This is a genomic window from Paraburkholderia terricola, assembly GCF_900142195.1.
In the GTDB taxonomy this organism is placed as follows: domain Bacteria; phylum Pseudomonadota; class Gammaproteobacteria; order Burkholderiales; family Burkholderiaceae; genus Paraburkholderia; species Paraburkholderia terricola.
Genome location: NZ_FRAB01000007.1, coordinates 1 through 12,566, shown reverse-complemented (window position 1 = coordinate 12,566; position 12,566 = coordinate 1). Strand labels below are relative to the sequence as shown.

10 protein-coding genes and 2 pseudogenes are annotated in these 12,566 nt (G+C 59.0%); 9 read left to right on the top strand and 3 right to left on the bottom strand.

The features are described from left to right. Positions 1-72: 72 nt before the first annotated feature. Entirely contained in the window at positions 73-927 is an 855-nt protein-coding gene (locus BUE39_RS08055; RefSeq protein ID WP_235004833.1) for a hypothetical protein, read from the bottom strand. 279 nt (positions 928-1,206) lie between these two features. Next, positions 1,207-1,758 carry a hypothetical protein gene (locus BUE39_RS35390; protein ID WP_073428292.1) on the bottom strand — a complete coding sequence of 184 codons (552 nt, stop codon included), beginning with the start codon at positions 1,756-1,758 and terminating at the stop codon, positions 1,207-1,209. A 63-nt stretch (positions 1,759-1,821) separates the two neighbouring features. Between BUE39_RS35390 and BUE39_RS34090 the strand changes: the two genes are divergently transcribed. The 9 genes and pseudogenes from BUE39_RS34090 (at position 1,822) to BUE39_RS08015 (ending at position 12,249) form a co-directional block, all read left to right on the top strand. Then, the gene (locus tag BUE39_RS34090) at positions 1,822-2,439 is read left to right on the top strand and encodes a hypothetical protein (RefSeq protein ID WP_143031916.1); all 618 of its coding nucleotides are present in this window, start codon (positions 1,822-1,824) and stop codon (positions 2,437-2,439) included. After that, positions 2,342-3,556 (top strand): GNAT family N-acetyltransferase, encoded by a 1,215-nt coding sequence (locus tag BUE39_RS08045; RefSeq protein WP_073428130.1) that lies wholly within the window; start codon positions 2,342-2,344, stop codon positions 3,554-3,556. The genes BUE39_RS34090 and BUE39_RS08045 overlap by 98 nt, the downstream gene beginning before the upstream one ends. 367 nt (positions 3,557-3,923) lie before the next feature. After that, complete coding sequence (locus BUE39_RS08040) at positions 3,924-6,692, top strand: type VI secretion system Vgr family protein (RefSeq protein ID WP_073428129.1); 2,769 nt, start codon at positions 3,924-3,926, stop codon at positions 6,690-6,692. Positions 6,693-6,729: 37 nt separating this feature from the next. After that, positions 6,730-8,250, top strand: a complete 1,521-nt coding sequence (locus BUE39_RS08035) for a hypothetical protein (protein ID WP_235004832.1) — start codon at positions 6,730-6,732, stop codon at positions 8,248-8,250. Then, positions 8,247-9,353 carry an Imm72 family immunity protein gene (locus BUE39_RS08030; RefSeq protein ID WP_073428128.1) on the top strand — a complete coding sequence of 369 codons (1,107 nt, stop codon included), beginning with the start codon at positions 8,247-8,249 and terminating at the stop codon, positions 9,351-9,353. Before BUE39_RS08035 ends, BUE39_RS08030 begins: the two co-directional genes overlap by 4 nt. Positions 9,354-9,607: 254 nt before the next feature. Further along, the gene (locus BUE39_RS08025) at positions 9,608-10,501 is read left to right on the top strand and encodes an Imm72 family immunity protein (protein WP_073428127.1); all 894 of its coding nucleotides are present in this window, start codon (positions 9,608-9,610) and stop codon (positions 10,499-10,501) included. A 201-nt stretch (positions 10,502-10,702) separates the two neighbouring features. Further along, positions 10,703-11,779 carry an Imm72 family immunity protein gene (locus BUE39_RS08020; protein WP_235004831.1) on the top strand — a complete coding sequence of 359 codons (1,077 nt, stop codon included), beginning with the start codon at positions 10,703-10,705 and terminating at the stop codon, positions 11,777-11,779. 49 nt (positions 11,780-11,828) lie between these two features. Next, positions 11,829-11,952: pseudogene (locus BUE39_RS35385) on the top strand (PAAR domain-containing protein); the annotation flags it as partial. A gap of 24 nt (positions 11,953-11,976) precedes the next feature. Continuing rightward, entirely contained in the window at positions 11,977-12,249 is a 273-nt protein-coding gene (locus BUE39_RS08015; RefSeq protein WP_073428125.1) for a hypothetical protein, read from the top strand. 121 nt (positions 12,250-12,370) lie between these two features. On the opposite strand, the pseudogene BUE39_RS08010 reads toward BUE39_RS08015, so the two are convergent. Next, a pseudogene (locus BUE39_RS08010) lies at positions 12,371-12,566 on the bottom strand (glutamine--fructose-6-phosphate transaminase (isomerizing)); the annotation flags it as partial.

Below are 12,566 nucleotides of genomic sequence, written 5' to 3'. Positions count from 1 at the left end.
CCGCATGGTCTTTCGGCGGCGCGATGAGTGATGGGCCAAGCCGTGCAATACCTCGCTCGATGCCGCGTGTCGTCAATGATGGTTGCTCGGGGAGCGAATCTCCAGCGTGGGCTCCACGACGGGCTCGGCGGGCGGCGTGTTCTCGAACGCGGACTCGTGCATCGCGAGCGTGGCGAGCCGCTGCGCTTCCTTGCTGCTGGAGTCGACTTGCAGCGCGTTGCTGGCGTTGCGCCACATGCATGCCCATCGCGAGACATAGCCGCAGGCGCGCGCGAGATTCAGGAGCGCGTCGCGCTGCTGCTCGCGTGTGTTCACGGCCGTGCGCAGGTTCAGGGCGTCGCGGTTGGCCGGCTGTGCGGCGACGGCCGCCGCGAGGCGCGCTTTCGTCGCCGATAGATTGTTCTGTTCCAGACTCGCGCGCGCGGCCTTGAGATGTCTCGACACATCCGTGCGGGGTTTGTCCGGTTGATCGTTCGTTTTCGTGCTGGGCGTGCGCTGAGGCGGCGGCATGGCGGCTATCGCGGGCGCGGCGGCGATGACGCGGCGCGCGGGCGGCGACGGTGGCGGCGGTGGTGACGCGACCTGCGGCGAAACCGGCGGCGGCCGCACGGGCACCGCGCGCGCGGCAGCGGGCTGCTGGGCGATGACGACGGACGGCCGGGCAGCGGCAATCGGCGCTTTGGCGGCTTGCATCGTCACCTTGCCGGACACGACGATTGGCGTTCCGACGCTCGAATCGTCGCCGTGGATGAAACCCAGGTACACCGCGGACGCCACCACCAGCGCCGAGGCGCTGATCGCAACGGGCTCGCGCAGTCTCTGATACGCGGACAACGCGACCACGGGCTCTTCCGCGATGTCGTACGGATTGACCAGCGCGCGCGACGCGGGACGCCAGATGCCGCGCGCCGGCAGCGGGGTGGTCACGATCGGCGAGCTATCGTGCAGCGGAACGTTCAGGGAGCGTGGCGGCGCAAAGCGCGAGTCGAGCGAGTCGAGCGAGTCGGCCGCGCGCGTGTGGCACGAAGGGCATCGTGTGAAACGCCCGGCTAGCGGTGCACCGCAGTGTCCGCATTGGCGAGAATCGCGTTGATCGGAAGTCATGTCGCTAAGCATTGCCGTGTCGCAAACGGGCGTCGAAGGCCGGCGCCGCAACTAGAGAACAAGGCACCGCAACGAGGCTTGCATGTCGGGCTATTGCGGAGGTCACTGCGCAACGACGTAACCCCGAGCTTGCATGCACGCGCCGTACGCGGCCCAATACTGTGTCATCGGCGGTTCCGGTGCCGGCAGCGGCGGCAGTTTCACGTTGGACGCCGCAGTCGTTGGCGGCGCGCTGGCCGCGGTTGTCTCCGAGGCGCCGTCGTTCGCGTCGGCCGCGGCGCTCGTAGCCGGGGCGCTTGCGGTGGTGGCGCTCGCCGCCCTGGTGGTCGAAGCCGGTGTTGCCGTTGCCGCGCTCGCGGCGGACGGCATGCTCGCGCCCATCGGCGAGGACGAAAAGCTGCTGGAAGGCAACGGCGGCCGCGATGGCGCGCCGGTCGACGAGGACTTGGCGGCGGGCGGTTTGCGCGGCGGAATCTGCGGTTCGCGAGCGATGTTGACCTTGGTCTGCCTGTTCGCCGCCGCGAAGCATAGTGCGTTGTCGACGCTGCGCTGGTACGCGCTCTGACTTCGGATCGGATAGGTGAGCGGTTGCCACCCGAAGGCGCCACTGCTGAACACCATTATCGTCAGTACGGTATATGTTCTGATTCTCATCGCAGTCGCTCCCGCAGCGATGTTTCGCCGTTCGCAGGCAATCGCACTTCGCGGCGTGTTCTGATGGCTGTCGATTCTGCCGCTGAACGGCGGCTCATGACCGCGAAGGCTGCTTTCTTCAGCGTAACACTGCGCCTTGCCGGCGCGACGCGCTGCATAGCGCGAGAAAACGCCATCCTGCAGTCGAATCACGACATATTTGCGCAAACAGGTGGACAGGTTGGTGATCCGTACGGGCAATCCCTGGCGCGGTTGTCCGCCGACGATGCCGGTATTGCGCAACCGTCGCCGGCATGCCGCGCGAACGCGATCGGCACTTTCATCGCCACGTTGTGCGGTACGCCGCACAACGAACGACGGCAACAGGAGATGATCGACCTCGAAGACATCGGCAAGCGGTTCGTCACGCTGTTGCGCGTCCGGGGTCGACGCACACGACGCACGTATCGCTTGATCGTTGCCAGTTGCCTGATAGTTGATAACCGTGCAATCACAAGTCACGGTCTGCTTCGCGCAAGCAGTCTTTCGTCCCTTGCCGGGGACGAATGCAGAGGCGATCCAGGAACCACTGACCGGAGCCAAAATGGACCTTACTGCGCGAACAAAAATACAGAGCGCGGCTCATTCTTTCTTTCACACGCATCGCCAAAATACGATGACGGCGGACGCCATATCGTTTGACGTCGTCGACGATATCGAGCGCTTTCGTGCGCTTCAACGCGAGTGGGACGATCTCTGGCGTCTTGCCGACGGGCAGTTTTTCCAATCCTTTGCTTTTTGCCATGCCAGCCTGATCGCCGAGGAAAAGGGTTCGCGACGGAAGCTTCACTGCGTCACTGGACGGCAAAACGGCCGCCTTGTTTTCGTGTGGCCGCTTGTTACCTACTGGAATAGTGTCTGGAAGTATGCCGCGCCGCTCGCGCCGCGGAACCGCTCGCCCAGTGACATCCTCGTTGCGCCGGAATGCGGCAGCGAGCCACTCGTGAAGTTAGCGTGGGATGCGGCGCTCAAGTCGACGGGTGCGGATATCGTGGAGTTGTGGCGCGTCCGTTCGAGCTCGCTGCTATGCCGGTGCGCGACGACGTACGCCGCGACCCGTCGAACACAGATCGAGCCGACATACTATGCGTCGCTGCGCGGCCTGGAAGATTGGGAGGCGTTTTGCCGCTCGCGGCCGGGACGGAGTAAACACCCGGACTATCTGAAGCGAAAGCTTGCCAAGCATATTGATTTCAACCTCGAAGTACTCGATCGGAACGACGCCCGGACCTCCTCCGTGGTGAACTGGCTCGTCTCCCATAAGCGCGAGTGGGCGCACGTCAAGGACATCGACAGTCAGTGGGTCTTTTCCGAATCCAGTGACAAGTTCTGGGGCGATCTGATGTTGAACAGGACATACGAAGCCGGTGTAATGCGTGTATTCGTACTCTGGCATCAGCAGCGACCCATTGCAGCCCTGATCGTGGCAGTGGGTGCGAAAAGGGTGGACTTCCTGACCGTCACCTACGATATGGAGCTTGCGAAGTTATCGCCCGGTACGGTTCTTCTGGACGAAGGCGTGAAATGGGCATTCGAGCATGGACTCGATGTCGATTTCACGCCCGGAAGTGAGCCGTACAAGGTGTCGTGGAGCGGGCGTGCGTCATACACGACTTCATCGTTCCTCGTTTTGCCGACCACGTGGGGGTTGATGGGCTACAGGGCAAAGATGGCCGCGAAAAAGCTTCAGGGCATGATGGGGCGCGCCGTCAGCCTGCTTTCGTCGCGGCATGCCGAGGTGGATCGCACGGGCGGATGAGTGCGGGGGAGGGTTGTGATTGCCGAGACGTTCGTCATCAGGAACACCACACCCGTACCTGCCTCAGCGGTAGTACCCAACCGGTGCAAGCATTCCCTTTCTCTTTCTATTCATTTTGGATAAACAGCGCAATTCGATTGATCTTTGTGCTGGTCCGTCAAATCCGTGTTGGCTGTTCCCGTTTTCAATTGAGCGGCCTTGGGCTAATGAGCAACCGGAAACGGCGGCAGTATGAAGCGATAAAGAAAAGCGCAACGTCGAATTGCGTGTCAGTCAGAGCGCGACGCACACGCGGTATTGTGCGATATTCGTGTTCATCATATGATTCCGGACGTTTCAAAATTTGGATTTTCCCGGGGTCAGAAAGATGGGCGCGCAAGACCTTGTTTCGGCAATCAACGCAGGCATAAATCAAACCGAAAGGCTGCTGAAGCTGGATACGCCGCTCGGCACAGAGGTTCTCGTGCCTCAACGGGCCATCGGAACGTCGCGTATCGGTCGCAACTTTGAATTTACGGTTGATGCGGTTTCATTGCGCGATTCGCTGGAACTGAAAACGCTGATTGCCCAGCCTGTCACCCTCTGGATTCAGACCGCCGACAAATCCTATGCGCCATATCATGGATACGTATATACGGCGCGGCGTCTCGGCTCTGACGGTAACCTGACCACCTATCAGTTTACTTTCGCGTCATGGATGCATTTCCTTCGGTTCCGAAAAGACGCGCGCATCTTTCAGGACAAAACGGTCGATGAAATACTGTCGACCGTCTTCAACGGTCATCCTCAGGCACAGGGCGCGTTCCGCTTTGACTTGCGAACGCCGCTGCCGCAGCGGTCGTTTTGCGTTCAATACGAGGACGACTGGAATTTTTGTCAGCGGTTGATGGAGTCGGAAGGCCTGTTCGGTTATTTCGAGCATGCCGATGATGGTAAGTCGCACACGCTCGTTGTCACCGACGATGTGTATTCGTTAAAGCCAATCGAACCGGAGACCCTGCAATTCTCTCGCGCGGGTACGAATACGTCATCTGACGCATGGGTCCAGTGGTCAGGTTCGCGCACGCTGCATAGCTCGTCGTTGTCTACGAGGACGTTCGATTACAAATCGCCTGGCGATGAAAAGTCGACCAACGTGCCCACCCTGCCGGGCCATGGGAATCTGCCTGCCCAGGCTGAAGTATATGAATACACCGGCGCGTACACGCATCTAACGCAAGACCGCGGCGACCACCTGTCCAAAGTCCGGATGGAGGAATGGGAGTCCCGAGCGAAACGCTTCATGGCTGTCGGTGGTGTACGGAACATCGATGCCGGGAAGTGGTTCCAGCTCGAAGGTCATACGGAACACGACCTGGATGGCGAACAGCAGCGGCAGTTTGCGGTTATCGAGGCCCGCTGGTACATCGAGAACAATCTGCCGGTCTCGGCCACCGCCGGTTTTCCGCATAGTCTCAGGACAGAACTCGCGCAGGTGCGCGCAGCGCATGCGGGCGCGGTATCGGCGTTCCTTGTCGCCCACCACGACGGGAGCGAAGGGTTTTATCTCGTTGCAGTTGAAGCGCAGCGCCGCACCGTTCCATTCCGTAGCCCGCTCGAGCACGTCAAACCGGTGATGAGCCTGCAGACGGCCACGGTCGCGGGGCCGGCCAACGCCGAAGTCTTCACTGATGAGTTAAACCGCATCAAGGTCCGCTTTCACTGGGACCGACTGAACAGCGGTGACGAAAACGCGTCCTGCTGGGTCCGCGTGGCCTACTCGGATACGGGCGGCGCCTACGGTGGCGTTCATGTACCGCGCGTCGGCGAAGAGGTCATCGTCTCGTTCCTCGACGGTGACTGCGACCGCCCCATCGTCTCCGGCCGGGTCTTCAATTCTGACAAGTCACCGCACTGGCATTCAAACGGATTGCTGTCGGGATACAAGTCCAAGGAGTATGGCGGCGCTGGGTACAACCAGCTAGTGATGGATGACGCCAGCGGACAGAACCGCGTTCACCTGTATTCGACCAATACCCATGCGCATTTGCATCTCGGCTATCTCATCGAGCAGTCGGGAAACATCCGCGGCTCGTACCTCGGAAGTGGATTCGACCTGAAGTCCGATGCTTACGGCGCCGTGAGGGCGGGTCAGGGTTTGTACGTGTCGACTCATCCGGCGAACGGTTCGTCGAGCCAGCCGCTCGATGTTCGTGAGACGCAGCAGCAGCTCATCAATTCCGAAAGCGTCATGGAGGCGTTGTCGGGCGCCAGCGAGACCCATCAGGCCGAGAGTCTGAAGCACGGACATGATTCGCTGAAAGCGTTTACCGATGCGACACAAAACAGCGTTTCGGGAACATCGTCGGGAGGCAACACCGCTGGCGGGGGCACAGGCAACGCCAATGCTTTCAAGGAGCCGGTGATGCTGTTTGGAAGCCCGGCAGGCATCGCCCTGTCGACGCCACGCTCCACGCATGTTGCGGCCGACGAGCAGGTGAATATCGTCAGTGGACAGAACACGCACATAGCGACAGGTAAGTCGCTCGTCGCAAGCGTCGCCCAGCGAATCAGCCTCTTCGTCCAGAACGCCGGCATGAAACTGTTTGCCGCGAAGGGCAAGGTTGAGATACAGGCCCATTCCGACAACATCGAACTGACCACCCAGAAGACGCTGCGGTTGCTGTCCGCCACCGAGAAAGTCGAGGCAGCGGCGAACCAGGAAATCCTGTTGACCTCGGGCGGCGCGTACATCCGCATTGCCGGCGGCAACATCGAGATCCATGCGCCGGGCAACATCGACATCAAAGGGAGCCAGCATTCGTTCAACGGGCCCGCCAGCACCACATACCCGCTGCCAGCGCTGCCGACATCCAGATACAACACGGCGATGCAGTATCTGTATCACGACGATGAACCGGTTCAAGGCGCGAAATACATAGCCACGCTGGCTGACGGCAGTACGCGCCAGGGCGCTCTCGATGCACAGGGACGGATGAGACTTGAGGATGTCCCGGTGGGGCCGGTCAAGGTCGAGCTTGGACCGGATGCGCGTTCCTACGCCCGCAAGGACAGGACCAGCAATCCAGACTTTAAAGGCGAACAACTGTCCGACGCCGACATTGATTCGCTGATTCAAAAGCACTGGGGAGCGTGACAGTGAGCTGGAGCGTAGAAGACTTCAAGGCGCTTCGTTGGAGGTCGGTCAATGGTGCTGGGGGACGCTGCAGGGCGCGTTCAACGAGAAGCAGACTATCAGCCAGGTCATCACCGATGCGGCTATCGGCATGATTCCGCTGGTGGGCGACGTAACCGCCGTGCGCGACCTGTTGTCTGTGAGCATAGGGATGAGTTCGGACCCCCGAAAACGCCAGGAAGTAATGCAGTGGGTCTTGCTCATCGTTCTCGTATTCGCGCTGATTCCTGTTGTCGGCGGAGTTATCAAGGGGGTTGGTCGGCTTGCATTGCGGGTGGCGGGTGACGCGGCAAAGGATGCGGAACTGCTGCACGAGGTGGTCCAGTTCCTGAACAGGATGGGGCACGGTGATGCGCCGCAGTGGTTGAAGGCGCTCGACGTCGGCAAGTACCAGTCGCAGTTGCTCTCCAAGGTGAAAGACTTCTGTGCGACCGTGCGTCTGGCTATCGAGCGCTCGCTGAAAGCGCGCGTCGGACAGCTTCTGCCAGAGATGTGGCGCGCGCAACTTGCACGGGTTGGCGACGGGTTTCGCGCTCTGCAGGATCTTGCGGACCAGATGGTTCCAAAGGCTGTCAAGGAACTCGATGCGAAACTGAAGACCCTCCAGAATATGGTCTATCGTGGCGAAATTCATGAAATTGCCACGGGCGGCATGCCGAAGGTAAGGCGTGAGGCCGAGGCGTATCTGGAGGAACGCAAGCTCGCGCGGGAAATTCGCCAGGGGCGTTTTGCTTCGACGGAGTGCGCCGCCGATAAGGGCAAGGTTGAAGCGGCAATCCGTGGCAAGTATCAATCGAAAATCGACCAGGGGTGGCCGGATATTCTGGCGCGCAGGGGCAAAACCGTCGCGACCGGTGATGCGGAAGTCTTCACGAAACTGGCCACGTTTCATGGTGAAGTTGTCGCAATGGATGCCAATGACTTAGCAGGAAAATCTGTATATCGGGCCTTCGGGAATCCGAGCACACACGCTCCAGAGGGAAGCATGGCGGCTGGATATAACCAGCCGTCGTTTTGGGGGCTGGGTTCAGCGCCCAAAGACGCAGAGGAGTGGCGGGTGCGAGCCGCTGTGCTTGACGAGTGGAACGGTAACGGCTTTCTAGCGGTCCTTCAGTTCCCTGCCGACCTCGCTAAGCGTATGCCTGAGGCGAAAGCGTGGGCTGGTCAAATTGCCGAGCAGTTCGGCATCAAGAGGCCTGCCCAATACCTGGAGGGTGGCGGCAAGCAGCTTGTCATTGATATGGGAAGATTTGCCGAAGAGATTAACACCGTCGGAAAGCGCGTGAAAGAAACGGGTGAAGCAGAGTCGATGGTGATAGACGGAGTGAGGATGGACTTTTTTCCTACCCATTGGACAAACGTTGAAGATGTGTACGGTTATAGTAAGTTCTCGTCGAGTACTCACGGTGCGGTGCGAACGAGGAGGCTGGCAAGTGATGAAATTCAGACAAAGATGACAAATGCGAAGGCGACAGCTGGCCTACGCGTTGACAGCGCGAACGAGGAGCGGGCACAGTGAGCTATCCGGTGACGCAGTACGATATGCAGGACGACAGTACACGACGTCAAGTATTCTGGTTACTGAAGAGGTTGAGCAGCTATTCGCTCTGGGCGCGAAAACGAGACGCATGGGAAACGTTTACCCATGCCTACGAGACGGCGGTCAAGACGTGGCCAAAGAGCGACCCGGAGCAGATGTCTGCAGACCTGCTCCCAATCATCTACGAGACGTTAAGTCTGTATAACCAAGGTTTGGAAGAGTTGGCGAAAGGTCGACGCTTCGTGTGGCGTGAAGGCCAGCCATTTCGGTTGGCCATAACGAACTACTACACTGTCACCAGCTACTTTTATACAGACCCCCGTTATTGGGAGCGCGGTCAGCAGGAGGCTCCATATCCGCCGAAGGTGGAGGCGCTAAATCGTCTCATGCGTGCTTCCGAGTATCACGGCGAGCAGTCTGCTCTCGAGGTGCCGTATGTTCCAAACCTATCTGCACATTGGACATCACCTGGGGGACTGCTGAACCCAGACGCCTATAAATATGAGTTTTACCAACTCCCGTACCCGGTATTCCCGAACAACCTGCCAGAAGTGCCCCTTGGCGCGGAGCCGATTGTGCGCTCGGGGCAGGAAATTCCGGTCGATGGCATATGGGAGCCCGTAAAAATCCATCGTGAGAAAGTACTAGGGGTTATCGCTTTCGGCGCAAAAAGCGAAAAAAACGAGGGGTGCTTTAACTATCTAGTAGCTGGGACGCGAGCGCCCGCGATAACAGGCGAGTTTCATGCGGCGACAGGCCAGGTGGACAAGGTCAGTACCCATTGGCGGCTCCTTTGGGAAGACGACCGATACAAGGACGGTGTTATTCCCGACGAGTCTGAGTATTTCCTTGAACGTGCGCCGACGGATGGGGCAACGGACCGCGACGAGCCCGTGGAGGAAATTGAAGTCCGAACAGGCGACGTTTGCCCGGTAACGGGTACGTGGGAAGCGAAAGACTTCGAGAATCACCGCATCGAGGCATCGAAGGGCAAGGTCATGCCGGATGTTCTCGCCAGCGCGCCCGGTTCGGGTGAGCGCCGTGTTCACTGGGTTACATGGCGTCTCGTCAGGCGAGCGTGAAGCTCTTATACATTGCCGACAGTTCAATTGGGAAAATGAAGTGACCAGCGTGAGCCGCAGAGTTATCCTGAAGGACGACAAGACGGACCGCAACGGCGTAATGCTCGACGGGATTGCAGAACGAAGGTGTTGTCGTAGGAGGCGATTCGGCTCTCGGCCGATGAAGTTCAGAGCAAGGTTACGCAGACGAACAGTGTGAAGACGGCTGGGGTGAGAACTGGCGCCAATCTCGAGACGCAACGGTGACATATACGATGAAGCAATACGACATGCAGGATGACTTAACTCGCCGTCAAGTTTTCTGGTTGCTTAAGAGGCTGACAAGCTATGCGCTCTGGAAAAGGAAGCGCGACGCGTTTGCCACCTTTGCGAACGAGTACGAAGTCGCCGTCAAAACTTGGGCAGAGAGTGACCCGGAGTACATGCCGGCTGACAACCTGTCGACCATCTACGAGATTCTGGGTCTATATGACAAGGGTTTGGAACAGCTAGCGCGTGGATATCGTTTCATTTGGAAAGATCGTCAACCATTGGAACTCGCGGTCGGTCGCTACTGTCATCTCTGCCAGTATTTCCTTCCCCACCCGTCGTATTGGGAGCGAGGCGCTCAACTGGCTCCATATCCGCCCAAGGTGGATAGACTTGCCCGATTGATGCGTGCATCCGAGTTCCAGATGGAGCACGCGCCGTTCGAGGTTGCGGCCTCAAACGACAATTTTGCCCAGTTGCGGTCGGCGACATTACTTCTGGACCAGGACCGCTACAAGTACCAGTTCTACGAATTGGATTACCCTGTTTTTCCCCCCTCACTTCAGGAAATCCCTCCACCCCAAGGTCCGGTAATCGAGTCCGGCGACGAGGTTACTGCCGACGGCATTTGGGAGCCAGTAAAGATTAGTCGCGGTAAGGTGCTAGGACCGCTATCGGTCGGCGAGAGGACGGAAGAAAACAATGGGTGCTTTAACTATTTGGTCAAAGGGACTCACGCGCCGAATATCAAAGGGCGGCCGGACCCGCGCACCTTGCAGTCTGCGGTCACGAGTACTCACTGGCGTCTATTGTGGGAAGACACGAGATATAAGGATGGGGTGATTCCGGACGAGTCACAATATTTCCTCGTTGCGAAGCACGAAGATGCGCCCGCCTAGCCTGCTGACGTTCCAGACGTTAAGACCGGTGACATCTGCCCCGTTTCTGGCGTGTGGCGTGCAGAAAAATACGACGATTCGCCTATTCACGTAGCTGCAGGCGCGGTGATGCCGGACCTGATGGTTGCAGATAACCTGGGCGAAAAGAAAATGCATTGGGTGACTTGGCGGCTGTTCGGGAGAGCGTGAAGCATGTATGACATGCAGGACGACGACGTGCGGCGTCGCGTCTTCTGGTTGCTAAAGCGGCTCAGCAGCTATTCGCTGTGGAAGCGCAAGCGTGATGCTTGGGAGTTGTTCACGCACTCGTATGAAGCTGCAGTGAAGAACTGGTCGAAGAGCCAGCCAGAGCAGATGGACCCCGATACACTGCCCGGGATTTATGAGGTTCTGAGCCTTTATAACCGAGGTTTGTCGGAGCTCGCGAAGGGTCATCGATTTGTGTGGCGTGCGGGAGAACCTTTTGCGCTCGCGCTCGACAAGGCCGGCACGATATCTCGGTACTTCTATACGGACTCAGACTATTGGGAGCGAGGTATGCAACTGGCGCCCTACCCGCCGCTCGTGGAAGCGCTTCACAAGTTAATGCGCGCGAGCGAATTTCCAGGCGAGTATGCGCCTACGGAAGTGCCTGATGCGCCGCATATGACTGCCCTTTGCCCGAGCGCTGGGAGTCTCTTAAATCCAGACGCCTATAAATTCTTGTTCTATGAGCTGCCTTATCCCGTCTTCCCCGCCGAGCTTCCCGATGTGCCGACCGGCACCGACCTCATTGTTCGCTCCGGGCAGCGCGTGCCAACGGATGGCATATGGGAACCAGTCAGGGTGGAGCGCGAGAAGGCGTTCGGCATCGTACCCTTGGGCGTCAAGAAAACAGAGAACAATGGCTGCTTCAATTATCTGGTCGCCGAAGGGAAGGCGCCTTATATCGATGAGTGGAGCGAGGCACAGGCGCGAGCGGAACGTGTTGGAACCTATTGGCGCCTTCTATGGGAAGATGTCCGATACAAGGACGACATCCTCCCAGACGAATCCGAATATTTCCTCGAACGCAGGATAGATTCAGAAGCTAGCGTCCAGGAAGAACCCGCAGGAGAAGTTGAAGTCCGAACAGGCGACATTTGCCCGGTAACGGGTACGTGGGAAGCGAAAGACTTCGAGAATCACCGCATCGAGGCATCGAAGGGCAAGGTCATGCCGGATGTTCTCGCCAGCGCGCCCGGTTCGGGTGAGCGGCGTGTTCACTGGGTTACATGGCGTCTCGTCAGGCGAGCGTGAAGCTCTTATACATTGCCAACAGCTCAATTGAGAAAATGAAGTGACCAGCGTGAGCCGCAGATTTATCCTGAAGGACGATAAGACGGACCGCACCGGCGTGGAGCTCGACGGGATTGCTGGCTCGTCGTTTGAGGTGGCGCCCACTAGCCTATCTCGGCGCCCCGGTCTTTTGCAACACCGACAGCAAGGAGACCCGGATGATACGTAAGACGCTCAACGCCTCCAGGCTTCAGCAGGAGGTTGACCGGCGAATCCATCGACTGCAGGCAATCGTCGAGGACGGTGTGAAGATTCGCGTGCCGCGACCGCAGGTGCAGGAGCCTGACAAAACGGGATGTAACTGGAACATGACCCATTTCGGCAACGCAGTCGGCTTCGACCGCGACATCGAGGACGTGCTCAAGGCCGTGCGTGCGGAGTACAACCTCAGTACCGAGGTCAAGGATACTGACAACCCATTTGGAGACTAGCTGTCGCGGATGCGGGAAGCGGTGAAATCTCCGACAAAGGAGTGGCCGGACGAGTACCCGGCTGCGGCGGTGGAGTGGCTAATGGTACTGCCCAATGGGCCGGCCAACGCGCCTTGGCCCGTCACTCAACCGTAACCGATTTCGCCAGGTTCCGCGGCTTATCCACGTCCGTGCCCCGCGCGCACGCCGTGTGATACGCCAGCAACTGCAGCGGCACCACGTGCAGAATCGGCGACAGCAGGCCATAGTGCTCCGGCATGCGGATCACGTGCAGCCCCTCATCGTTGACGATCTTCGTATCGGCATCGGCGAATACA